Source organism: Nostoc sp. ChiQUE02 (assembly GCF_034531305.2).
Taxonomy (GTDB): Bacteria; Cyanobacteriota; Cyanobacteriia; order Cyanobacteriales; family Nostocaceae; genus Nostoc.
Map to the genome: position 1 here is coordinate 210,514 of NZ_JAVRBN020000008.1, position 25,678 is coordinate 236,191.

General features: G+C 41.3%; 17 protein-coding genes. 7 read left to right on the forward strand and 10 right to left on the reverse strand.

Features of this window, described 5'->3' with window-relative positions; translation table 11 throughout:
* Nucleotides 1-257: 257 nt before the first annotated feature.
* Complete coding sequence (pbpC, locus tag RM347_RS11480; protein ID WP_322721939.1) at nucleotides 258-2,636, reverse strand: penicillin-binding protein 1C; 2,379 nt, start codon at nucleotides 2,634-2,636, stop codon at nucleotides 258-260.
* A 496-nt stretch (nucleotides 2,637-3,132) separates the two neighbouring features.
* Here pbpC and RM347_RS11485 point away from each other — a divergent pair, with 496 nt between their 5' ends.
* A complete protein-coding gene (locus tag RM347_RS11485) occupies nucleotides 3,133-8,802 on the forward strand; it encodes an alpha-2-macroglobulin family protein (protein WP_322721940.1) in 5,670 nt (1,889 codons plus the stop codon).
* 20 nt (nucleotides 8,803-8,822) lie between these two features.
* Here RM347_RS11485 and RM347_RS11490 read toward each other — a convergent pair whose 3' ends face one another.
* Nucleotides 8,823-9,050 (reverse strand): type II toxin-antitoxin system HicA family toxin, encoded by a 228-nt coding sequence (locus tag RM347_RS11490; protein ID WP_229549800.1) that lies wholly within the window; start codon nucleotides 9,048-9,050, stop codon nucleotides 8,823-8,825.
* Nucleotides 9,047-9,250: a type II toxin-antitoxin system HicB family antitoxin gene (locus RM347_RS11495; protein WP_109007161.1), complete on the reverse strand. Its 204-nt coding sequence runs from the start codon at nucleotides 9,248-9,250 to the stop codon at nucleotides 9,047-9,049. The genes RM347_RS11490 and RM347_RS11495 overlap by 4 nt, the downstream gene beginning before the upstream one ends.
* A 32-nt stretch (nucleotides 9,251-9,282) precedes the next feature.
* On the opposite strand from RM347_RS11495, the gene RM347_RS11500 reads away from it, so the two are divergent.
* Nucleotides 9,283-9,450, forward strand: coding sequence for a hypothetical protein (locus tag RM347_RS11500; protein WP_428850543.1), 168 nt, complete (start codon nucleotides 9,283-9,285; stop codon nucleotides 9,448-9,450).
* A 110-nt stretch (nucleotides 9,451-9,560) separates the two neighbouring features.
* Here the strand turns inward: RM347_RS11500 and RM347_RS11505 are convergent, their stop codons facing one another.
* The gene (locus RM347_RS11505) at nucleotides 9,561-9,821 is read right to left on the reverse strand and encodes a DUF7219 family protein (protein WP_322721994.1); all 261 of its coding nucleotides are present in this window, start codon (nucleotides 9,819-9,821) and stop codon (nucleotides 9,561-9,563) included.
* A gap of 280 nt (nucleotides 9,822-10,101) precedes the next feature.
* Complete coding sequence (gene cbiE / locus RM347_RS11510; protein ID WP_322721942.1) at nucleotides 10,102-11,310, reverse strand: precorrin-6y C5,15-methyltransferase (decarboxylating) subunit CbiE; 1,209 nt, start codon at nucleotides 11,308-11,310, stop codon at nucleotides 10,102-10,104.
* A gap of 124 nt (nucleotides 11,311-11,434) precedes the next feature.
* On the opposite strand from cbiE, the gene RM347_RS11515 reads away from it, so the two are divergent.
* Complete coding sequence (locus tag RM347_RS11515; RefSeq protein WP_322721943.1) at nucleotides 11,435-11,656, forward strand: hypothetical protein; 222 nt, start codon at nucleotides 11,435-11,437, stop codon at nucleotides 11,654-11,656.
* A gap of 81 nt (nucleotides 11,657-11,737) precedes the next feature.
* The gene (locus tag RM347_RS11520; RefSeq protein ID WP_428850544.1) at nucleotides 11,738-11,860 is read left to right on the forward strand and encodes a hypothetical protein; all 123 of its coding nucleotides are present in this window, start codon (nucleotides 11,738-11,740) and stop codon (nucleotides 11,858-11,860) included.
* A 171-nt stretch (nucleotides 11,861-12,031) separates the two neighbouring features.
* Here RM347_RS11520 and RM347_RS11525 read toward each other — a convergent pair whose 3' ends face one another.
* From RM347_RS11525 to RM347_RS11540, 4 genes are all read right to left on the reverse strand, one after another.
* A complete protein-coding gene (locus RM347_RS11525) occupies nucleotides 12,032-13,240 on the reverse strand; it encodes a 4-hydroxy-3-methylbut-2-enyl diphosphate reductase (protein WP_322721944.1) in 1,209 nt (402 codons plus the stop codon).
* Nucleotides 13,241-13,365: 125 nt separating this feature from the next.
* On the reverse strand, nucleotides 13,366-14,193 hold the full coding sequence (locus RM347_RS11530; protein WP_322721945.1) for an SGNH/GDSL hydrolase family protein: 828 nt from the start codon (nucleotides 14,191-14,193) through the stop codon (nucleotides 13,366-13,368).
* 166 nt (nucleotides 14,194-14,359) lie between these two features.
* A complete protein-coding gene (locus RM347_RS11535; protein WP_416211948.1) occupies nucleotides 14,360-15,787 on the reverse strand; it encodes an ammonium transporter in 1,428 nt (475 codons plus the stop codon).
* Nucleotides 15,788-16,283: 496 nt separating this feature from the next.
* Nucleotides 16,284-16,607, reverse strand: a complete 324-nt coding sequence (locus RM347_RS11540) for a YnfA family protein (RefSeq protein WP_322721947.1) — start codon at nucleotides 16,605-16,607, stop codon at nucleotides 16,284-16,286.
* Nucleotides 16,608-16,840: 233 nt separating this feature from the next.
* Between RM347_RS11540 and RM347_RS11545 the strand changes: the two genes are divergently transcribed.
* On the forward strand, nucleotides 16,841-21,517 hold the full coding sequence (locus RM347_RS11545; RefSeq protein ID WP_322721948.1) for a GAF domain-containing protein: 4,677 nt from the start codon (nucleotides 16,841-16,843) through the stop codon (nucleotides 21,515-21,517).
* A gap of 26 nt (nucleotides 21,518-21,543) precedes the next feature.
* Here RM347_RS11545 and RM347_RS11550 read toward each other — a convergent pair whose 3' ends face one another.
* The gene (locus tag RM347_RS11550; protein ID WP_322721949.1) at nucleotides 21,544-23,046 is read right to left on the reverse strand and encodes an acyl--CoA ligase; all 1,503 of its coding nucleotides are present in this window, start codon (nucleotides 23,044-23,046) and stop codon (nucleotides 21,544-21,546) included.
* Nucleotides 23,047-23,557: 511 nt separating this feature from the next.
* Here RM347_RS11550 and RM347_RS11555 point away from each other — a divergent pair.
* The gene (locus tag RM347_RS11555) at nucleotides 23,558-24,625 is read left to right on the forward strand and encodes a glycosyltransferase family 4 protein (RefSeq protein ID WP_322721950.1); all 1,068 of its coding nucleotides are present in this window, start codon (nucleotides 23,558-23,560) and stop codon (nucleotides 24,623-24,625) included.
* A 229-nt stretch (nucleotides 24,626-24,854) separates the two neighbouring features.
* Nucleotides 24,855-25,643 carry a WecB/TagA/CpsF family glycosyltransferase gene (locus RM347_RS11560; protein ID WP_322721951.1) on the forward strand — a complete coding sequence of 263 codons (789 nt, stop codon included), beginning with the start codon at nucleotides 24,855-24,857 and terminating at the stop codon, nucleotides 25,641-25,643.
* Nucleotides 25,644-25,678: the final 35 nt, after the last annotated feature.

Consider the following 25,678-nt stretch of genomic DNA (forward strand, 5'->3'; position numbering starts at 1 on the left):
CTTAACCGAATCCTATTGACCCGCCCACTGGCTTTAGCGTAGTTCTAAAAAAGCAGGAAGTCTACGCCTGTGCTCAAGCTTACATTGTTGCTGGAACAGATATATTATTTGTGGTCACACCTTTGACATAATTTTGCAATGGCTTTGTCAATATGATCTGCAATAGTTTACTTATCAAACTGTCTAACGGAACTAGGCAGGTAATCCCTGCCTTTTTTAATCAATGCCCTCTAGCACTGCATTCCCCTGCTATTTAATTATGGACGATTCCCCTTTACCTGAGAATTACTAATAGAAAATCCTCGACGCGTAGGTTTAATACTAGCTAATTCCACCTGAAAACTTACCTTGTCGGTCATTTCCCCGCTTCTTGCTTCCAAAGTCCACTTGCCAGGACGCAAATTCCAAAATAAAGAATTAGCTGAGTTTGTATCTAGCTTTTCCCCATTTAGCCACCACTCCACAGGCGCAAATTTATTTCCCGCTAGCTTAAATTCGAGTTTTTGCTTCGCTTCTTCACCTGGATACAATAAAAATAAATCGCCATGATGCGGAGATAAAATTCTCAAATTGGTAGAAGTAAAATTTGATTGCTGTTGTTTTGCCAACCACTCATCATACTCTGGTGGTAAATTGAATTGATTTTCACGTTCGTAATTACTTTTATCTTCAGGATAGAAATATTCCTGCACCACTGAGGTACAATTTTGTGTTGGTCGTAACCCAGAAATTGCACAAATAGGTAGTTGCACTAAACCTTCTGGAGATAGAAAACTTGCTGGTTCTTGATGTTCGTGTAGATGTAACATAATCCGATTCCATAAGGGTGCAGCCCCTGTCACACCTGAAACTTGTCGCATTGGTTCGCCGTTGAAATTGCCTACCCAAGTAGCGACGGTGTAATCGGTAGTGAAGCCAACTGTCCAAGTATCACGAAAATTGGAAGAAGTGCCAGTTTTAACAGCAGAAGGAAAGGGTAAATTTAATACAGAGTCTACACCAAAGGCTGTTGCACGAGCATGGCTGTCACTGAGCATATTAGTTATTAATTGCCATATTGTCGTCGAATTTGGGATTTTAGATCGCACCTTTGGTGTGCTTCCAGCGAAACTTGGATTTTGGATTGGGGAATCGGAAAATCTGCTTACTAGCGGCATAGCTTCTCCGAGTTGTGCCATAGTAACGTAAGCTCTAGCTAATTCCCAGAGACTGACTTCACCACTACCGAGAGTTAATCCTAAACCGTAATGTTCTGGAGTTTGATTCAGGTGTTCAAATCCCAGTTGATGCAGACGTTCTAGGAAAGTTTGCACACCTACTTTTTCTAACACTCGCACTGCGGGTACATTTAAGGAATTTGCTAAGGCGATTCGCACCCGCACTGGGCCAAGGAAGCTTTCGGTGTAATCTGTCGGGCTATAAAGTTTCGCGCCGGGAATTGCATAATGGGCGGGTACATCTGCCAAAATGGTATTTGGGCGAATTAAACCTTTTTCTAAAGCTAATTCATACACAAAAGGCTTGAGGGTAGAACCTGGTTGACGTAGTGCTTGCACTCCATCATTGCGTCCCAGTTTGGCTTCATTAAAGTAATCAGGTGAACCGACATAAGCCAATACTTCGCCGGTGTGATTATCAATCACCAACGCCGCTGCATCATGGACATTGTTGGCGGCTAGAGAAGAAATTACCTGTTGCACCTGTGCTTCGACAAACTGCTGTAAAGGGCGATTTATAGTCGTGCGAATAACGGATTGATCCCCCTGCTTAGAAAGGGGGGCTTGATTCTCCGCTTTGTAAGCAAGGCTAGGGGGGATTTGATTGGCTAACCAAAACAAAAAATGTGGTGCGGCGATAATTCCCCGTTGACGAGATTGAAACACAACCTTTTCGGTGGATGTTCGGGCTGCGATCGCTTCACTAATATACTTTTCCTGTACCATCCGATTGAGGACGTATTTTTGCCGCTGCTTCAGCCGTTCCCAATGTTCATAAGGATTAAAATATGTGGGATTATTAGGAATAGCGGCCAACAAACTAGCTTGGGCAAGATTCAACTCACTAGCTGGGATGGAAAAATAAGTCTGCGCGGCTGCTTCCACACCATATATATTCCCGCCCATTGGTAGCCGATTAATATATGCAGAGAGGATTTCATCTTTATTCATCCCTGCTGTTAACCGCCAAGATAGCCAAATCTCACTCAGTTTACCAGAGAAGCTGCGGGGTACAGGATCTAACATCCGCGCCAACTGCATAGTAATTGTGGAAGCGCCGGAAACAATTCGTTTCGCGTGGATAGCTTCTTTGCTAGCGCGGACAACAGCTTTCATATCCAACGCCCCATGATGGTAAAAGCTAGCATCTTCGGCGGCTAAAATAGCATGGGTAAACTGGGGCGAAACCTGATTGAGTGGTACTACTGATGTATGCTCTTGGTCACGGGTGAGCAATGTTCCTAATGGTAAACCATTGCGATCGCTAAATTGCATTGCCAACTGATTTTGGGCAATATCTGCGGCACGAATGGGCGCAAAATAAGGGAGTAAGCGTACCACCAGACAGATTAGCAGCACAGCCAGAATAACTTTGCTACTGTGCTTAAGTTTGAGTAGCGATCGTAAAATTAGTTTCATCAGGGAATCCCCTGTCCAAGAAAACCTACCTTAATCTTGACGCAGCGATTACATCTACATCAGTAAATATGTCAAATCCTTAATAATTCATTTGTCATAACTTAGCAGATGTAAATTAATGTTTGCGAAATTTAAATACTTCTTTATAGTTAAGAATTGTAGTCATTTTTGGAACAATAACACTGGATTAGTTATCTATGTAAATAAACATAGGTTCCATCCACAGTTTGGGTATAAATAACTATTCATATTGCGTTCTTTATTAGTCTTGGCATCGCCCACCCCATGAGGTAATGCAAATTTTTATTTGCTATAATTTGTGAATTTTTTATTTTTAATTACTAGAAAGATGATTATCAGAGTTTTACTTCGTTTCTACCATAAGATTACCTATCGCGTTCTTCGCGTTCTTGGCAGTTCATTAAAAAAAATTGGGCATTCTTCAAGCCGGAAGAGAACAATACAGTTTCTTCTGATCTTTACATTTATATTAGGGATGGCAGGGTGCAATTTTTTTGGTATCAACTCAAGTAAAGAACAACTACCAATAGTTTCCTCACTCACGCCCCCGAAATTACCAGACTGGATTGAACAAATTAGTCCCATTGGGGATGCAAAATCTCTTAACCAAATCCGCATCCGTTTTAAAGAGGCTTTAATACCAGTTGAAAGTCTTGACAGTCCAGAACAGCAGAAGTTATTACAAAAATTTGCTCTTTGGCCGCCTCTACCCGGTCAATTTCGCTTTTTAACACCGCGGATGGTGGGTTTTCAAGCTGAGAAAGCTTTGCCCATAGCGACAAGATTTCAAGTCACTCTCAAAGCAGGTTTAGCCGATTTAAAAAATCATCGCCTAGACAAAGATTTACCTTGGACTTTCAATACTGAATCTATCAACTTAACTAATTTACCCGGTGTAAATCCTATTGAGAAGGCTGAGATTGAACCAATTAATTTACAAGAAAAGTTACAGTTTACTTCAAATGTAGAATTGGATTTAGCTTCTGTACAAAAACATTTACAGTTAATTCCTGAAGGTAAAGATAAAGGTACAGGTTTTAAAGTTGAATTAAACAAAGAAGAAAAACCATTAAAAAATGAAGAAGACCCTTTAGAAAAATTTGACCCTTCAGCACGCAATTGGATTTATAATCTCATCCCCCAGCAAAATCTCGAAAAAGCAACTCTTTATCGCCTGGTATTTTCTCCAGGAATACGTCCTGCTTATGGCAATCTACCTACAGAGAAAGAATTTGTCAGTAAGTTAGCAACTTATTCGCCTTTAGCATTTCAGAAAATTAACTTTTACGGACAGCCAGATGCAAGTGGTACTTTTGGAAGATTTATTAAAGGTAGTCCTCAGTTAGAATTTAATAACATCTTATTAGCAGATTCAGCTAAAGAAAATATTAGTATTAATCCAGCACCAAAAGAAATTTCGAGAATTCTGCAAGTTAATGATGAAGATAGAATTGTCGGTATCAATCCTTATGCGCTAGAACCTGCCAAGACTTATACAATTACTATTGGCGGAAATCTCAAAGATAAGTTTGGGCAAACTTTAGGTAAACCAGTCACCTTTAAATATGATACTGGAGATTTAGCCGGGGATATCTGGGTACCATCAGATTTGAATATTTTCCCCACAGGTAAAGATTTACAGCTAAATATTAGTACGGGAAATCTGCCAGAATCTAAATACAAAGCAGCTTATCGAGTAGTTAAACCAACAGATTTAGTTTATTTTAATTATAGTAATGATTTATTACCACAACCTTCTGAATGGCAAAGCTTTAAGGTATCGGGTAAGAAAAATCAATCAGTTGATATTGCTGTTCCTCTGCGAGAAAAAATAAGTTCTACTACGGGAATGTTAGCTTACGGAGTGCAAGCCCGCACTAATAAATATCAGGATAATGGTAAGGAATTGTGGCGTGAACCTACGACTTATGGCATGGTTGAATTGACAAATTTAGGCGTATTTACTCAGTGGTTTCCTGAGTCAGGGTTAATTCGCATTAATCATCTTACAGATGGTTCGCCAGTTAAAAATAGCGCTATTGAAATTTATCAATCAAAATTACAAGCAAAATCTCGCCCCGAACCTTTACCTTGTGCAACGGGTAAAACTGATGAAAATGGAACTTTTACACTTGTTGGTGAAGGATTACAGCAATGTTATTCTGGGAATGAAAGCTCTAGTAAATCACCACAATTATTAGTAATTGCCCGTGAAAATCAAGATTGGGCATTTGCCAGAGTTGAGGAATATAGCGGTGTTTATGGATATGGTATTGATGCAGGTTGGCAAGATAAGAAGCCAGAATCACGCGGGGTAATTTTCTCAGATAGACAGTTATATCAACCAGGCGAAAAAGCTTGGTTGACTGGTTTCGCGGACTATTTACAAAATGGTGTAATCCAGCAAGATAAAAATGCTGCTTACCAGTTAACCTTAGTAAATCCAGATGGTCAAAAGACCAATTTAGGTACGCAAACTACAAATGAATTTGGCACTTTTTCTCTGGAACTGCCAATCAAAACTACTCAGCGCTTAGGCTACTATACAATCCAGGCGAAAGGGAAGAATGGACAAGAGATTTCTGGAGAATTTCGGGTAGCGGAGTTTAAGCCACCCAATTTTAAAGTCGAACTCAACTTAGATAAAGAATTTGCTTTCATTGACGAGAAAGTTGATATTAATGCTACAAGTAATTATTTGTTCGGTGCACCTGTAGAAGGTGGAGAAGCAAAATACTTTATCACTCGCCAGCAGGCTGATTTTGTTCCGAAAGGTTGGGAGGAATTTACTTTTGGTAGGCAATGGTTGTGGCCGGAGGAAACCCCCACCATATCTAGTGATGTATTGCAAACTAATGCCCAGCTAGATGCTAATGGTAAAAGTAGTCAAACTGTGAATGTGGCAAATGATTTACCATATCCAATGACTTACCGAGTAGATGTACAAGTTGCAGATGTTTCTAATCTATCTGTAGCGAATTCCAAAACTTTTACAGCCTTACCGAGTAATCGCCTCATCGGGTTAAAAAGTAATTTCATCGCTGATGCTGGTAAGGCTTTCCCTATTGAAGTGATTGTTACTGACCCTACAGGAAAACCGATAACAGGTCAACGGGTGCGCCTGGAATTACAACAGATTAAATACAGCAGTGTCACGCAGTTGGTGGAAGGTAGCCGAACACCAAAAAACCAAGTTGAATATAAAACAGTTGGACAAGCAGAAATTACATCTGCTAGCAATCCGCAATCGGTAAATTTAACAGCGCCAGAATCTGGTTCATACCGGATTAGAGTTAATTTTAGCGACGCCAAAAGCGAATTAAGCGCCACAGATTTACAAATTTGGGTAACTGGAGGAAATCCTGTATTTTGGGGTTCTAGAGAAGAAGATGTCTTAGAAGTTAAATTAGATAAAAAAGAGTTCAAACCAGGCGAAACTGCTACTGTACTAATTCAATCTCCCTATCCAGATGCAGAATTATACTTTGCTGTAATTAAAGACAAACCCCTTTATCAGCAAATTACCAAAGTTCAGGGAGGCACACCAAAAATCCAGTTTCAAGTTACACCAGAAATGCTGCCAAATGCAGCTATCGAAGCTGTCTTAGTAAGACAGGGTAAACCCATAAACCAAGTGGAAGCGGGAAGTTTAGATAACTTGGTGAAGATTGGTTTTACACCTTTTAAAGTTAACTTAGAAGATAAGTATTTAAAAGTGCAAGTTAAGCCGGTGCAAGCATCATTAGAACCTGGTGCAGAGGAAACGGTACAACTGGAACTGAAGGACAATCAAGGAAACCCCACCAAAGGACAGTTTACAGTCATGGTGGTAAATGAAGCGGTGTTACAACTTTCTGGTTATCGTCCGCCAGATTTGGTGGATACAGTTTATGCAGAACAGCCAATATCTACCCGTTTTAGCGATAATCGCCCAGATGTCATATTACAACCACAAGATGTAGCTAAACCCAAAGGTTGGGGTTATGGCGGTGGTTTCTCAACAGGTGCAGCTAATACTCGCGCCCGCACAGACTTTCAAGCCTTAGCTTACTACAATGGTTCTGTTCTGACCGATGCAAATGGTAATGCACAGATAACCTTTAAATTGCCGGATGATTTAACTACATGGCGGGTGATGGCTGTCGCCACTGATGGAAATCTGCGTTTCGGGAATGGGGAAGGGACGTTTATCGCCACAAAGCCACTGCTAACTAATGCCATCTTGCCACAGTTTGCCCGTCCAGGCGATCGCATCCTCGCTGGTTTATCTGTAACTAACAACACAGGGAATACAGGAAATCTCTCAATTAATGGCGAACTTAGCGGTAATGTGAAGTTTACTGAGAAAAACCCCACAACTACTGCTTTGCAAACCAAAGCTGAATCTGCAACTCATGCTTATCGCTTTCCAATGGTGGCGGATAGCGTGGGAGTTGGGAAAGTTCGCTTTACCACTCAATTAAATGGTACAGCTGCAGATGCTTTTGAAGTACCTTTGGAAATTAAGCCAATTGAAATTACAGAACAAGTCGTTGAAACTGGTGTCACTGAAAAACAGGTAAAAATTCCCTTGAATGTTGATAAAAATACCTTCCCTGATGCGGGAGGTTTAGATATTCAGTTGGCGAGTACTTTGATACCAGAGATTCAAGCACCAGCAAAGCAGGTTTTAGAAGATGATGATTTGCCGTTTACAGAACCTGCTGCAAGTCAGTTAATGATTGCGGCTAATCTCCAAACTATTGCCCAAAAATATGGCCAGACATTTGCAGAGTTTAATCCTAGCCAACAGGCAAAACAAGCTATTGAAAAATTACAAAAACTCCAAATAGCAGATAGTGGTTTTGCTGCTTTCCCCGGACAAGAAAAATCAGACCCTTGGGTTTCTTCTTATGCGGCTGAATCTTTGGCTAAAGCCAGTCAGGTGTTCCCTAATTTAGCCGATTCTGCAATGGTGTCTCGCCTGAAAGCTTATCTGCAAAAAGTTCTCGCTAATCCTGGAGAATACGATTTTTGTAAACAACTACTGTGTAAAAGACAGCTGCAACTTCATACTTTAATCGCTTTAGCAGAACTGGGTGATAAACGCAATACTTTCCTCGCAGATATTTATGAACAGCGCAATAACTTTGATGTAGTAACTCAAATTAAACTGGCGCGATACTTATCTCAATTCCCAGAATGGCAAGACGAATCTCAACAACTGGTGAACAAGCTGCAACAGAATATCTATGAAACTGGTCGCACAGCAGTTGTAAGTTTACCTCGTAGTTGGGGATGGATGAGTTCATCTACCACGACGCAAGCGCAAGCTTTACGATTATTTATTGCCAAACAAAGTAAACCCGAAATTATAGATAAATTATTCCAAAGTCTTCTCGCACTCCGACGGAATGGTACATGGCAAACTAATTATAATAATGCCCAAGCCTTAACAGCCCTGGTAGAATATAGCCAACTGCAACCCACACCACCTAATTTTGTTGCCACAGTACAATTAGCTGGTAATAAGTTAGGAGAAGATCGGTTTAATGGCTACCAAAATCCTAGCTTACAACTAATTGTGCCGATGAATCTATTACCTCGTGGGCGTCAAGATTTAACGCTGCAAAAATCAGGTAATGGCACTTTACACTATCTGGTTGCTTATAATTATCGCTTGCAGGAAAATCAACCAGGCAGATTTAATGGTCTACGCATAACACGAGAAATTAGTCAAGTAAATAAAGAGAAAATTTTACAAAAAACAGGTCTTTACGCATTCGATAAACCCTTGACTTTAGCCTCTGGACAGGTGTTTGATATTGGTTTAGAAATCATCGCCGATCATCCTGTGGATCATGTGGTGATTAAAGATCCGCTACCATCAGGTTTTGAGGCTGTGGATGCAAGTTTTCAAACTACCACAGCTGCATTACAAGCAAAAGCCGACAGTTGGGAACTTGGCTTTAGAAATATCTACCGCGATCGCATTATCGCCTACGCCGACCACCTGGAACCAGGAGTTTATAGTTTGCATTACTTAGTCCGTTCTGTGACTCCTGGTACATTTTCTTGGCCTGGTGCGGAAGTTCAATTGCAATATGCACCAGAAGAATTTGGGCGTACTGCCGAGTCTACATTGATATTGGAGGATGGAAAGTAATTACTTTATGCCATCTTTAGCTACAACAAATCTAAAAATCTTTCCAAGTCTATACGAGCCTGCTTTAAAATCTTGGCTAGGGTGGAACGCTTAACTGACCGATGAGCTGGAACAGTCAATTTCAAGACTTCATCTGGTATGCTTTTTTCTAATCTAATGTGACTACCTCGCTGGCGTACAACTATCCATCCATCCCGTTCTAAAGCAGCGATAATCTGAGTGTAGGGTAAATTGGGAACTTTGCTCACAGTACCAATTCTCTGACAATTACGCCTTCTTGAGTAATCAATTCATCTTCCAATGGTTCAAGGTAAAGTTCTATTGCTTCTTGGATATTCTCTAATGCTTCTTCCACAGTTTCTCCTTCACTGATACAGCCAGGAAGTGAAGGAACATGGACGGTGTATCCGCCTTCGTCACTGGGTTCTAATACAACTTTAAGTTTCATAACTTGATAATGAACCTACTTTTCTATTTTTAATGATTTATAGCAATCGCATTGTAATTAAAGTGCGAAGAATTGAAAGGGGCGATGCCTACAGCGGGCTACGCCTACGCATTATCGCCTACGCAGACCACCTGGAACCAGGAGTTTATAGTCTGCAAAATCTATCTATTATGACTCTAGATCCTTTAATTTCCCAGTAGGATGTAAATGTTATTTGGTAGTTAATCCAGTATTTTTTAGGAAGCGATGCCTACGCAATACTACAACATAAACAAAAAAGCGATCGCATTATCGCGTTTCCTAAGCAACTTCAAGATTTTTCTCGTGGTTCCTCACCAATGAACAATGCTTTTTTACTACGCTTCAACTTTTTCCAAAGTGCTTTAATCTGTTTGTAAGCATCTTCTGGGTCAAGCTTACCATTGGTTTCTAAATTGGTAATGTAGCCAACTTTTTGAGCAAATTCTTGAAGGTTGGCATTAAATACTAAATTCTCTGGCTTAACTTGACCGTAATAGTGACTACGAAGGTAGAGAAATTTGTTTTTGTCGTCAAGATTATGCTTGTCCATTATTTGACTCCCAATAAGTGACTTTTTGCCAACGATAATCACAACAGAAATCGCTTCAATAAAGAAATTGCCGCGATTGTTGCAAACCATGAGCGAGTCTAAAAGGGAACACAAAACTAATTATACAGCAATTAGCTGCTTATAAGCTGCGATTATAGTAAGGTTTTTCAATTATGAACATTAAGTGTGGACTATACTAGCTTCTGGTAATAGCGTTGCAATCGTAATTAATAGAAATTTCAATTTGAAATTAAGTTCCCTTAACTTATGATTCATCTTGTTATTTGACAACTACCCATTGCGTCACACCCGCCATTGCTCGCCAGCCCAAAAATTTACCAATAGGTTCCGCCCGTTGGATGGCAATACGAGTTAAATCACCACCGACTCGTTCATGCCATTTAAATAAAGTTTGCTCACCCTCTACCGTCACAACATTTGCCACCAAACGTCCACCTGGCCGCAGTGCTTCCCAACACACATCAAAAAGTCCCGTTGCTGTCACCCCACCACCAATAAATATCGCGTCTGGTGCTGGCAAATCTTTCAGAACATGGGGCGCTTTACCTTCAATGATTTGCAGATTTGGAGTACCGAGAGTGGCGGCATTATCGGCAATATATATTAGTCTAGAAGCATTTTGTTCGATCGCGATCGCTCGACACCGAGCATTACTCCGCATCCATTCAATAGAAATTGAGCCGCAACCCGCGCCCACATCCCACAATAATTCTCCCGGTGTGGGAGCTAAAGCTGCTAGGGTGATTGCCCTAACTTCACGCTTCGTTAACTGTCCATCATGGTGGTAGGCGTTATCTGGTAATCCTGGTAATCTTGGTAATGGGACAACCCCAGCATCAGCAATACAATCAACTGCGATCGCATTCAACGCAGCAACTTCAGTTTCACTCCAGGATGCAGCCGTACCTTCCACAATTCTTTCATGAGTACCACCCATACGCTCCAATACAGTGATTTTGCTGCCACCATAGCCGCGATTTGTCAAAATTTGAGCAACAATGGCGGGTGTGTCCTTTCCTTCACTCAAAATCAACAGCCGCGCTCTTGGGTAAATGTAAGACTGGAGTAGGGAGGATGGACGACCATTCAAACTCAAGGTTTCCACCTCAGTTAAAGACCATCCCACCCTGGCACAGGCGAGGCTGAAGGCTGAAGGTGCGGGGATAATCGTCATTTCAGAGACGGGAATTCGCCGCATCAAGGTGACACCAATGCCGTAACACATCGGATCGCCGCTTGCCAGTACACAGATTGACTGACCCCGACGCTGAATGATTTCCTCAACTGAAGTGCTAATAGGAGATGCCCAGACTAGTTTCTCACGTTGGTCATCTTTAGGGAGCATTGCTAAATGGCGATCGCCTCCCACAATTACTTTAGCTTGATCGACTAGAGAACAAGCGATCGCGCTTAATCCCTGTAATCCATCTTCCCCAATACCGACGATAGAAAGCCATTTCTCTGTCATGCTAATTCATGATTAAATTAATAATTACTACTTCATAATTAAGATTTGACGCTAATTTTAATTCGGAATTAGTCTGTCAATTTTGGTAGGATATATTTTATAGTGCTGGATTGATGATAACAGGATGAACTCACTCCCAGAAATAGAAGCCGCTATTATGCAACTGTCTGAAGGTGAAATTCGGAATCTATCGAACTGGCTCCAAGAATATCTCAATGATGCTTGGGACAAGCAAATTGAAGCAGATGCAAAATCGGGTCGATTGGATCAGTTAATCCAGCGTGCAAAAGCAGATATTGAAGCTAATCGGGTGAAACCGTTAGATGAAATCCTTAACAACCCCTGATTTTTGGCGCTCTTATGCTGCACTTTCAACTGAAGTTAAAGAGCAAGCTAGAAAGGCGTATCGTCTTTGCATTTCAAAAAAGTGGGAAATGATTTGTGGTCAGTCAGGATTAGTGGTGGATATCGCGCACTAGCACTTAAGAACGGCCAGGATTATTACTGGATCTGGATTGGGTCACATGATGAGTATGAGGCTCTGATTTAATAAAAATATTACTGCTTCATTCTTCACAAATTTTTAAAATAGTGAACAGTCAGCATTTATCAGTAAATATTAGTACTTTATCAAGCTAGTTTTTAGGGTTTGTAGTAAGGACTTTAATGCTGAAAAATAAGGACTAAAGTCTTTACTACGAACTTGCTTACTTGATAACTGTTAAACCAGCGCGGCTGTTGCTTTCACCGCAAAAATCTTCTCAATCACATCTTCTACCACCTTATCTGGTGTAGAAGCACCAGAAGTAATTCCCACGACAATTTCACCATCTGGCAACCAGTTTTCTGTAGTTATTAACTGCCCATTTAATTGCCGATGTTCTATGGAATCTCCTGATTTAATCCGTTCAACAGTATCAATATGATAAGAAGGAATTCCCCGCTCAAAAGCAATTTGTTGCAATTGAGTAGTATTAGATGAATTAAATCCACCAATTACTACCATTAAATCTAAATTATGTTCCACTAACTCCAACATGGCATCTTGCCGTTCTTGGGTGGCGTCGCAAATAGTGTTAAAGCTTTGGAAATGCTGATTTAACTCGGTAGGCCCATATTTTTGCAACATAGTACGCTCAAAAAGCTTGCCAATTTGCTCAGTTTCACCTTTAAGCATGGTAGTTTGGTTAGCAATACCAACTCTTTCTAAATCACGATCGGGGTCAAATCCTGCTGAACAAGCTTTCGCAAATTTTGTCAAAAATTCTGTACGGTTCCCACCATTGATAATATAGTCAGCAACATATTGTGCTTCTTGCAAATTCAACACAATTAAATACTTGCCAGCAAAAGAACTTGTAGCAACTGTTTCCTCGTGCTTATATTTACCATGAATTATTGATGTATAATCGATTTTTTTGTGCTTTTCTACTGTATTCCAAACTTTAGATACCCAAGGACAAGTTGTATCAACAATTTTGCAGCCCTTATCGTGAAGTATCTGCATTTCTTGAACGCTAGCCCCAAAAGCGGGTAATATAACTACATCACCAGTTCCAACAACAGAAAAGTCTTTATTCTTTCCTTCAATGGGGATAAATTCTACTTCCATCTCCTGCATCCGCTGATTTACAGAAGGGTTGTGGATAATCTCGTTAGTAATCCAGATGTGTTCTGTAGGGAAGTGCTGACGAGTTTCGTATGCCATCGCTACAGCTCGTTCTACACCCCAGCAAAATCCAAAGGCTTGTGCTAGTCGGATGGTTACATTACCCTGTTGCAGGATGTAATTGCGATCGCGAATTTCTTGAATCAAGTTACTCTGATACTCAGATTGCAACTGGGTGGCAACTTCTGCTTGATGACCAAACCCCTTGCGATTGTAATTTTCTGAATGTTGGAGGCTGCGCTTAAATGCTTTTGTATCCATTAGATTTGTTTACTTAAACCACTATTTTTTATTTTCTCGCGCCCAGACGCGATTTATACAGAGTTGTATTCAAAGATATTACTTCTTTTTGTCCTTTAGCCTTTTTCTCCCTAAGGACGTTGATGCTAGGGTTTTAATTCGATCTCGCTATAAATCTGCAATGCAGAACGCCAAACTAGATAACCTTCAGGACTTAAGTGCAAGCCATCAGTAGTAAATTCGCGGCGGAGATAGCCTTGCTTGTTGGTAAACAGGGGATATAAATCGAGATATTTGACACCTTTTTTGGTAGAAATACTTTGCAGTTGCTGATTCAACTCGCGAATGCGACTATTGGCAACAGCCAGAAGTTTATCTCGTCCTTTCCAACTTGCTTCCTCTCCCCCATGTGGCAAAATCGATTGGACAACAATTTGCGCTGTAGGATGCGTCTTTCGCAGATAACTGATAATTTGCCGCTGATTATCTAAAATTACCTCGTCGCTCATCCCCCGAATTAGGTCATTAATGCCAATCATCACAAAAATCACCTCTGGCTGGGTGCGGTCAAATATCTTCAATCTTTTCAAGAGTCCATTGCTGGTTTCGCCAGAAATTCCTTGATTGAGCCAATTTTTTCCTTCGGGTAATAACTCAGGGGGAAACCACAAACTCAGAGAATCTCCCACCAGGATAGTTAAATGCGGAGGACGTTGGTCAGCGGCTACCTGGGCTTCTTGCTTGAGGATTTCCACCCACTCCTGGTAAGTGAGTTGGTGACGGCGGCCCAGATCGGGTGTAGCAATTTGCGGTGAGTTGTTCAGGCTGATTGGCTCTGGGGATGTTATTATCCCAAAAAAAGCGGCCAATCTCTGCTGTTGCCAAATTAGCAGGATGACCGCCAACATTAGGATGCCGTTGGTTAACAGCGAGAAAAATGCCCAGATAGGAAAGGTTTTTGCAGATGTAGACACGACTAGCGAAATTTACCAATTATTTGAATCAAATTTTAACGCTAGCGATCGCAAATTACCCAATTTTAAGTTGGGGAGCAGGGGAAGCCAACAGAAAGTTCTTCCCTTCTAACCCCTAACTCTTTTACAGACGCGATTAATCGCGTCTCTCCTAACTCAGCACTCTTTACTGAGTAGGACGATCGCCAAACTCAGAGTTGTAACCTTCTTCACCGTGTTCGTTGATATCCAAACCTTGCAATTCAGCTTCCTCTTTGACTCGCAGCCCGACTGTAGCATCGATAATCTTGAGAATAATCCACGTACCGACACCTGCGATCGCATAAGCAATGGCAATTGCTACTAGTTCAACTCCCAATTCACCCAAATTACCACGCAGCACTCCGTCTTTACCTGCTCCGTTGACTTGAGTTGTGGCAAAGATAGCCGTTAAAATGGCCCCTACTGTACCACCAACCCCATGCACTGGAAAGGTATCTAAAGCATCGTCAATTTCTAGCTTGTGCTTGAAACTGATTGCATAGAAGCAAACAAAAGCGGTGATGAAACCAATTAAAATTGCTGATAGCGGTGTGACAAATCCGGCAGCGGGAGTGATCCCCACCAGACCAGCAACGGCTCCTGTAGCTGCTCCGACGGCAGTTGGTTTACCCCGTAAAACACTCTCCAAAATTAGCCACATTAAAGCCGCCGCCGCCGCCGCTGTATTGGTGGCAACAAAGGCTGTTGTTGCTAAATTTGTTGTGAAGTTACCAGAAGTTCCACTAGCAACAGATAGGGCACTCCCAGCGTTGAAACCAAACCAACCAAACCACAGCAAGCCAGCACCCAGCAAAATGAAGGGAACATTGTGCGGCGGGCTAAGACGATCGGGATGGGTTTTACGAGGGCCAAGGACGATCGCAGCTACCAGGGCTGAAACGCCAGAACTAATGTGAACTACTGTACCACCCGCAAAGTCGAGAGCACCCAATCCACCATACAAACCTAAAAATCCACCTTTCGCCCATACCATGTGGGCCAAGGGGGCGTAAACAAAAGTTGACCACAGCAGCACAAACAGCGAATAGGCGCGGAAACTCATCCGCTCTGCGATCGCTCCAGAAATCAAAGCTGGGGTGATAATGGCAAACATGGCTTGATAGATCATGAATGCTTGGTGGGGTATCGTTCCGGCATAGGAGACGACATCAGCATATTTGGCGTCTGTTGCTTTGAGCGCATCTTCGTATGGCAGATGCGGCAAGTAGCCTTGAGTCTCTAAACCGACACCATTCAACCCCAACCATTGCAATCCACCAATAAACGGTAAACCTGGTGCAAAGGAAAGACTATAACCCCAGAGAATCCAGGTAACTCCGACGATCGCCATCAACACAAAGCTCATCATCAATGTGTTTAGGATATTGCGCGATCGCACAAATCCACCATAGAAGAACGCCAATCCTGGTGTCATTAGCAGTACGAGTGCTGCTGAAATCAGCATAAATGCTGTATCTCCTGTATCAGCAGCAGGTGGAGCCGCTGGTGTTTGGGCAAAAGCATTGCCCATCAGCGGTACTCCCAAAAACAGTAGGGTGATAGCCCCAATCATCACAACTTTCTTCAACACTTGTTTTTCTTCCTAAGCACCAATGATTTGTATACTTAACTACATTTGATTACTTTTAGTTACACATTTTTGTCTTGAAAGTTACTTAACGTTAATTTTGTGGAAAATGTTAACAAAAATATAATCCTGATTGTAGTTGCCAAGATTTAAATAAGGGTGTATACATCCAATGATTGCATGTTTGTTTTTTGAAGAATAGCATTTTATTCAAGCGCTACAAAATTCCAAATTTTTAGTTACCTACTGTTACAAAGCAAAATATTTGACAATTCTGACAATTCTTGGAAATTACCAGAAAATTTGCCCAAATATTTCATGTTTTATCTTGATATCTCCCGTAAAAACGCATAAATAACTGCATAGCTGCTTCTCACAGTTTGGTCGCTAAAAAACTTTTGCAATTTTGTGTGAGCTTATTATCTGTATTAAAAGCGAATACTGTAAAAGTTATTGGTCAAAAATAATATAGAAATTATACTTAACTTCTGGGTGCAAACATGATAATTAAAACACTAACTAAAGCTAAACATGCTCCGATTAAGTCGTAGCGGTCTGGAGTTACCCCGTCTACCTTCCAACCCCAAAGCATTGCCATTGCAATAAACACGCCACCGTAAGCCGCATACACTCTGCCAAAATTTGCCGATTGGAGAGTTGCAATTACCCCATAGAAAGCTAAAGCAATTCCACCTAATATGCCCCACCAGAACGGCTTACCTTCCCGCAACCACAACCAAATCAGGTAGCCGCCCCCGATTTCAAATAAACCAGCCCACAAAAAATATAGCAGGGACTTAATCATTTGACTGATTCTTTAATAAGTCGAACTCAGTAAAATTACGCTAACGCTTTTAACTAAACTATTGTCATTAATTAAAGTAAGTTTGTTGAACTGGGCATTGGGTATGGGGCATTGAAAAGAGGCATAGGGGCAGTTCTTGCTGGGGGCAGAGGGGAAAACTCTTCTCCCTTGCTCCCTGCTCCCTGCCTCCCCTGCTTCTTCCCCAGTTCCCAGAATGTAGATAAGGCTAAAGGATGAAAGCACTATTACCTGATAACGAAGCACAGAGAGTTGAGACGCTTTTGCAGTATAAAATTCTCGATACGCCACCTGAAGCCGCCTTTGACGACCTCACCCGTTTAGCCTCGTATATTTGTCAGACTCCTATTGCCTTAATTAGCTTAATTGATACAAATCGTCAGTGGTTCAAGTCAAAAGTCGGTTTGGATGCCCTAGAAACACACCGAGATTTTGCATTCTGTGCCCATGCCATTCTCCAGCCTGATATTTTGGTTGTGCCTGATGCAACACGTGACGAACGGTTCGCCGCCAACCCATTAGTAACATCTGACCCAAATATTCGGTTTTATGCTGGTGTACCTCTGACTAATCCTGAGGGATACGCGCTAGGAACCCTATGTGTAATTGACTACGTACCACGAGAACTTAATCCAGAACAACTGGAGGCATTACGAACCTTAGGTCATCAAGTCATTAAGCAACTGGAATTACGTCGAAATTTAGCAAGTTTGGTACTTATTACCAAGAAAAGCAAACAGGCACAGAAGGTAAGCAAGCAATTTTTCAAAAAGATTGCAGCAGGTTTTGGTTTGGCATCGGCAATTTTAGTTCTGATGGGCGTGGTTTCTTATCAAAATACAAATGTATCTATAAATAATCGCAGTATAGTAAAAAATACTTATAAAAAAATTGACAGTCTAGAAGAACTACTGTCCCACCTCAAAGATGCTGAGACTAGACAAAGTGCTTATATCCTCACTGGAAAACAAATTTATCTCAAACCGTATCAGGTAGCACTTGCTAACGTCGCTCAAGAAATTGCCAAGCTGAAGAGTTTAACAGCAGACCAACCAAACCAACAAAAACAGATTGCAACGCTTGAATCTCTGATAACGGCTAAACTTACTGAACTAAAACAAATTATAGGCTTGCGCCAGAACAAGGGATTTGAAGCAGCGTTGCAAGTACTACTGAGAAATGATGAACAAAATCTCATGGATGATATCCGCAAGGCGATCAATGAGATTGAAAATGAGGAAAGAGGACGACTCCAGCAGCAGTCACAAGCAAAAAAAGGCACGAGTCGCAATACAATTCTGAAACTTGCGATCGCCATCTGCCTAAGTTTTATTGTTCTTGCCGTAGTCTACTACTTCATCTATCGTGAAGCCATAAAGCAGAAGAGAACAGAAGAAACCTTAAACCAAGAACGCAACTTTACCTCAGCAGTCCTTGATACAGCTGGCGCATTGGTAATAGTTCTCGATTCTCAAGGGCAAATCGTTCGTTTCAATCAAGCTTGTGAGCAAATAACAGGTTACTCCTTCGATGAAGTGAGTGGTAAGTATTTCTGGGACTTGTTCCTACTTCCTGAAGAGCTGGAGTCAGTCAAAGGAGTTTTTGAGCAATTGCTAACTGGTAGAGGCTTCCTGGAGTACGAAAACTATTGGGTAATGAAGGATGGCAGTCGCCGACTAATTGCCTGGTCGAATACCTTTTTAAAAGACTATGAAGGAGTAGTGGAATACGTTGTTGGTACTGGCATTGACATCACTGCTCGTAAACGAGCGCAACAGCATCTAACTGCACAATATGCTACAACCCGCGTTTTAGCAGAGTCCGCCACGATCGGCGAAGCTACTCGCCAAACCTTGCAAGGGATCTGCGAGAGTTTGGCATGGGATTTGGGTGAAATTTGGATGGTGGATGAGCAAGCAAATGTGCTGCGTTTTCTCGATATATGGCATAAATCATCCCTTGAGATGCAAGAGTTTGAAGCACTGAAGCGACAGACCACGTTTGCACCCGGAATTGGACTACCTGGACGGGTTTGGGCTAGTTTTGAACCTGTTTGGATCGCTGATATCGTTAAAAACATTAATGTCCCTAACTTCAAAATTGCTGCTCAAGTAGGACTACATGCAGCTTTTGGTTTTCCGATCCGCAGCGGTCACAAAATCCTTGGTGTTATTACTTGCTTCAATCGTGAAATCCAGCCGCCTGACCAAGATTTAATAAAAACGATGAATTCTATCGGTGAGCAAGTGGGGCAGTTTATCCAGCGTAAACAGGCTGAAGAAGAAATCCAACGCCAAAACTTGCGATCGCAACTATTTACCGAAATCGCCCTCAAGATTCGCCAGTCTTTGCAAATCGAAGAAATTCTCCAAATCACTGTTGAGGAGGTACAAAAGATTCTCCAGACTGACCGAGTTTTAATCTATCAGCTTTTGCCAGATGAGTCTGCAACCACGGTTATTGAAGCAGTAGTTTCTGGCTTACCAGCAATCAAAGAGCAAAGCATCACTCCCCCCTACTTCCAAGCGGAATATCTACAACAATACTATCTACAGCAGTACCGTCAAGGACGGGTTTTAGGGTTGGCTAACTTGGATCTGCTGGAAGTTGAACAAAGCCATCTAGAATTAATGCAAGAGTTTGGGGTCAAAGTCAATTTGGTTGTGCCCATTCTTGTCAAAGAAGAAGTTCGTGGTTTGCTGATAGTTCATCAGTGTGATGATTCCCACCACTGGTCTAGCTTTGAAACTCATCTCTTGCGGCAAATAGCGGACCAAGTGGGTATTGCCTTAACCCAAGCCCAACTATTAGCAGCAGAAATTCGTCAGCGACAAGAACTTGAAATTGCCCGCCGCCAAGCCGAATTAGCTTCTCAAACTAAAAGTGCTTTTTTGGCAAATATAAGTCATGAAATTCGCACTCCGATGAACGCTGTATTGGGGATGACCAGTTTGGTGTTAGATACTCCCTTAGACCCAGAACAGCGAGAATTTATTGAAATAATTCGGAGTAGTGGAGACGCCCTTTTAAGTTTAATCAACGAGATTTTGGATCTTTCCAAACTTGAGGCTGGAGAGATGGCTCTCGAAACTCTAGATTTTGATCTATCTACTTGTGTGGAAGAAGTGGTGGAATTATTGGCTCCCTCAGCTCATAACAAGGGATTAGAAATTGCCTCTATGATTGAGCACAATGTCCCCACCCACCTCAAAGGAGATACTGGTAGGCTGCGACAAATTCTGATGAACTTAATCAGCAACGCGATCAAGTTCACCAGTGCTGGTGAAATATTAGTGCAAGCCGAATTGCGTACGCTTTCTTCTACTACAGCCACCATCCATTTTGCGATCGCAGATACAGGTCTTGGTATTAGCCCTGAAGACCAACGCAAACTCTTTATGCCATTTACCCAAGTGGATGCTTCTACCACTCGCAAATATGGTGGTACCGGTTTGGGACTCGCCATCTGTAAACAACTAGTGACCTTGATGGGAGGAGTGATTGGGGTAGAAAGTCAGGTAGGTAAAGGATCTAAGTTTTGGTTTGAGGTGCTTTTTACCAAGCAAATTGAGCCTGTTTTACCAAAATGCGCTCGCGGACTTTTGCACAATCGCCGCTTGTTAATGGTGGATAACAACACTACTAATTGCAAAATCATCCACCATCAAGCTACTCATTGGGGAATGCAGGTAGATCAAGCTGACAGTATTGCAGCGGCCCTTAAAGTTACTCAGAAAACTAGTGAGCAGGGTAAATCATATGATGTTGCTTTGATTGATATGCAAATACCCCAAATAAATGGCATGGCAATAGAAGAACAAATTCAAGCAAATTCTGCAATTGCTGAGATACCTTTGATTCTGCTCATCTCTACTAATCAACGCGATGAAGTGCAGCAGGCACTCAAAATCGGTGCTGCTTATTTGGTCAAACCCATTAAGCCATCACGACTTCTCGATACCATCATGACTATTTTAGAAACTCAGCCGAAATCAGGACAAGAGGCTAGAGGCTGGAGGCTAGAGGCTACCGAAGAAATCCAGAGTAAAGAAACTTCAGGCATTCTTAGTTCCTCTTCCCCTAACCCCGCTACTAAATCCAAGTTAAGAATTCTGCTGGCTGAAGATAATTTGGTGAATCAGAAAGTAGCCCTGAAGCAACTCCAGAGTTTGGGCTATAAAGCCGATGTCGTTGCCAATGGCAAGGAAGTTTTGCAGCAATTAGAAAAAATTCCTTACGATTTGATTCTAATGGATTGCCAAATGCCAATTCTCGACGGCTTGGAAACCACAAAAGAAATTCATCGTTGGCAAGAGGACGCCTTTGCCCTGCGTCGTCGTCCTGTAGTAATTGCGATGACAGCTAATGCAATGAAAGAAGATGAACAAATGTGTCTAAATGCAGGAATGGACGACTATCTGAGTAAGCCAGTGTTTAAAGAAAAATTGGCTGCGACTCTAGAGCATTGGACAGGCGTGATCGTTTCACAACAAGAGGCAGTTGTGTATGAACAGACAGTTTCCACAGACCTAGGAATTGATTGGGAACACTTGCATCGGATATCGGGAAACGATCGAGAATTTGAATTAAATCTATTGCAAATCTGCGTTGAAGATATTAAACCGCGTTTAGAAATAATTAAAGCAGCGATCGCATCTCATGACTTTGGGCAAATAGCGCGAGAAGCTCATCATCTTAAAGGTGCTAGTGCCAATATTGGAGCCACAACTATGTACCTAGCCGCTGACAAACTAGAACAACTAGCTGGCTATCAAGACCTTAGAGATAGTAATAAATTAATTTCAGAATTAGAAGAATTTGTCAACCGCATTCAAAACTTTTTAATCAACGGCAAAGTCACATCTGTCTTGGTCATTGGTACTAATGACTAATGACTAATGACCAATGACTCGAAATCCTACTCCCCTATATTCAGCAATTTCGCCATAGCCAACCGTTGCAGTTTCCCAGTAGCACCACGAGGTAGTTGCTCCAAAATGTGAATTTGCTTGGGAACTTTGAAGTCTGCCAGCATGGTTGAACAGTGAGCCAAAAGTTCTTTTTCCCCGACTTCTCCCTTGAGGACAACAGCAGCGTGGATATCTTCTCCTAAAGATTTGTGGGGAACGGCAAAGGCTAAGGCTTCAGCAACGGCGGGATGGCGCAGCAAGACATCATCCACTTCTAAGGGAGAAATTTTTTCCCCACCTCGGTTAATCAATTCTCTAATGCGTCCAGTCAAGCGGAGGTAGCCATCTTCATCCACTGTACCTTGATCCCCTGTGCGAAACCAACCGTTCACAAAAGCTGTGGCGTTAGCTTCCAGGTTGTTTTCGTAGCCATCTATAACATTAGGTGCTTTTACCACCACCTCACCCAAGTTTCCCTGAGATAATAGGTTACCTTCAGAGTCCATAATGCCGACTTCCACACCGAAGCCATAACCCACAGTACCTGGTTTCCTAACTTTTGGCGGTAGGGGGTTGGTGGTCATTAAATGAGATGCTTCAGTCATGCTGTAAGATTCCACCACGGGAGCATTGAGAGTTGCCTCTAGCTGTTCAATGATAATCGGGGGCAAGGAAGCGCTACTAGAACGAATGAAACGAAAGCGATTAGCTTTGACAATTTCTGTGTTGCGGCTAGCGCGTGCCAAAATTGTCTGGTGCATGGTTGGCGCTGCGGAGTACCAGGTAGGTTTGTAGGTATCTACCAGTTTCCAAAACTCCAGGGCATTAAAACCATTGGGACAAACTAGTGTACCACCCGATGCCAGAGTTGCCAGCAAACAGCCCACCAATCCGTGAATGTGGAACAGGGGCATTAGGCAAAGTGTAGTGTCAGCTGCTGTAAGTGAGTAAGCAGCAATGAAGTTGCCGGCTGAAGCGATTAAGTTGCGATGACGAATCGGCACACGCTTGGGACGGCTGGTAGTACCGCTAGTGTGGAGAATCATTGCTATATCATCGGCATTGGGGGCTGCGGGATTCGAGGATTCTGCTGGTTCTGAACCTGTTTTGACTAATTCAAAGCTTAATGTGCCGTCAGTGTTTACCTTGGCATTAATCAGCATCATGTCGGGTGTGACAGCGGTAATGGCTGCTTCTGGCCCCTCAGACAACGCAATCAGTGCTTTTGCCTGGGTATCTTCGTAGTAGAAGGCAAATTCTTCTTGCTTGTATTTGGGATTTAGGGGTGCAGCAGTGCCACATAAGGCAGCAGCCAAAAAGGTAATAGCCATTGGTGAACCGTTAGTCATGGCAATGGCAATGCGTTCTCCCCGTTTTAATCCAAAGCTGTTGAGTTGGGATACCAGTCCAATAACATTCTCGCGCAATTGCTTATAAGTTAGCGATCGCCCCTCAGGGGTGACTAGGGCTGGATGATTGTCTTCCCCGACTAAAAGCTCAAATAAGTTCATTAGTTTTTCTGGTCTATAATAAATAATTTAGTCAGTAGTTTTATGAGCAGTTTCTCGTACTTTGTCTTGGATCTGGACGTGATACATGATATAGTTTACAGAGTTAAAAAGTTACAACTTGTTTAAGTAGATGTTTAAAAAGTTCCAACAAGTCTACTATAAACCCTCTCTTAAAACCTCTCTCCTACTCTTGAGAGGCTTTGAAACCCCCATACCCTCATAGGGTAGAAGGGTTATATTTCTGACATTTTGCTATTACCAACAATACTTTTGAAACATCTATAACATTTCTTATGGCAGAGTTTTGTTATGCAGGTCATCCCGTTAAATGAGAAAAGTGTACATTTATGGAATCTGTGGAACTGCGATCGTAGTTCCAGTGAATACAATTGACTATCAAAATACTTTTTGAGTCTGGCTTTCGATATTAAGATATAAACTATAAGAAGTTTTCTCTTATAGTTTATCAATAAACAGTATACTGAATTTCAAAAATAGATTGATAGCAATTATGAGTTCCATAAAAATTACTATGTTAGGCGAAAGCTTGGAGCGTCAAGGTGGAATAGTTTCTGTGGAAAAGCTCATTCTTGGAGAAACTACCTCTGATATTCAAATTAAACATATTACTACTTTACCGAATGGTTCTGCTGTCCATAAAATATTAGTATTTTTGCAGGCAATAGGTGAGTTATTTTGGAACTTACTAAACCAAAAATCCGACCTAATTCATATTCATGTTTCAGATAGAGGTAGTGCTTTTCGTCAGTCAATCACGACTCTTATTGGTTGGCTATTTAAAAAACCAGTAATTATTCATACCCATAGTGCTGATTTTCATTTGTTTTACTCTAAACTTCCTCAATGGCTTAAGCAGTGGCTAAGTTGGTCATTTTGTAAATGTACCCGTTTTATTGTTTTATCAGATAGCTGGAAAAAATTCTATATTGAAAATCTTGGTTTGAAGTCAGAGCAAGTTATTGTTCTCCCTAACCCGGTAAAAATGCCTGCACAAATCCCACAGCGGATAGATTCCAAACAGATATTTTTCTTATTTTTAGGGCGTATTGGTGAGCGCAAAGGTGCATTTGATTTAATTAAGGCATTTGCCTCTATACCTGCTGATCAACAAAGCCGAGCAAAGTTGGTTATAGCGGGGGATGGAGATGTAGAACAAGCTCGTAGTTTGATTCCAACTTTAAATCTTATTGACTACGTAACTATTCTTGACTGGGTAGACCAAGAAAAACGCGACGATCTTTTAACGAAAGCTGATGTATTTGTGTTACCTTCCTACAATGAAGGTCTGCCTATGGCACTACTAGAAGCGATGAGTTGGGGTTTGGCAGTTATCACTACCGCAGTGGGAGGAATACCCGAGATAGTTACTCAAGACCAGAATGGTTTATTAGTTAGCCCGGGGGATATTCAACAATTGTCAAAAGCAATGCAATCCTTAATTGGAGACGAAAATTTGAGAATATCTTTGGGAAATAATGCACGAGTCAGGGTTAAACACTTAGATATAAACGATTATCTTGTATCTTTGAAATACATTTATGTAGCAGCTCTCGGTTGAGAGCAATCTTCATTAAGATATGCAATTATTTTAGTTCTACGTTTACCCTTATGCTCAAGCGACTTACGCTATGTGTTAAATACCAAATTTAAAAAGTATACAATTCATTCTGTATAAGGATAACAAATGTTAAAAAGTATGAATTTAATATTAGGAACAATAAAACTATTATTTTTATTGTTTGTATTTTTATAAAGTTAGTATACTGCATCATAAATGAGGTAAAGAAATGAAAACAAGTACAGAAATGAAAACTTTTCCTGAAATAAAGTTGTTTGATACAAGATTCCATAAAGTTAGAGTACAAGAATTAATTGATTATTTAATAGAAGCAGCAAAAAGCAAAAAAAAGACAATTGTAGGGCATGTGAATATCAGAGCTATGAATTTTGCGTATGAAAAATCTTGGTATCGAGATTTTTTAAATAAGGCTGATTTAGTATTTTGTGACGGATTTGGTGTATTACTAGGAGCTAAATTCAGCGGTTATTCAATTCAATCTGTATATCGCATGACAGCGCCAGATTACATAGAAGATTTAGCATTAAAATGTGAGAAAGAAAACCTTTCTTTATTTTTGTTAGCTGGAAAACCCGGCGTAGTGGATAAGGCAATTGCTAAGTTACTAGGAATTGCGCCTAATTTACGCATACAGGGTCATAATGGTTATTTTGATAAATCAGGAAAAGAGAATGATTTGGTAATAGAAAAAATTAATGAATTTCAACCAAATATCTTATATATTGGTTTTGGTATGCCGTTACAGGAACGCTGGATTTTAGATAACTTCAATAAAATTGAAACTTCTGTATTTTTACCTTTAGGTGCTTGTCTAGATTTTTATACTGACTCTATATATCGCGGTCCGCGTTGGCTGACTGATAATGGTCTTGAGTGGCTAACGCGCTTAATTACTGAACCGACTCGTCTATCAGACCGTTATCTTATAGGCATTCCATTGTTTTTTTATCGTGTACTTAAACAGCGAATCACTCAAGGAGTGATAGAAAATCGCTGAGTAAATTTTTTCTAAAATTTGCATAGGTATGACTG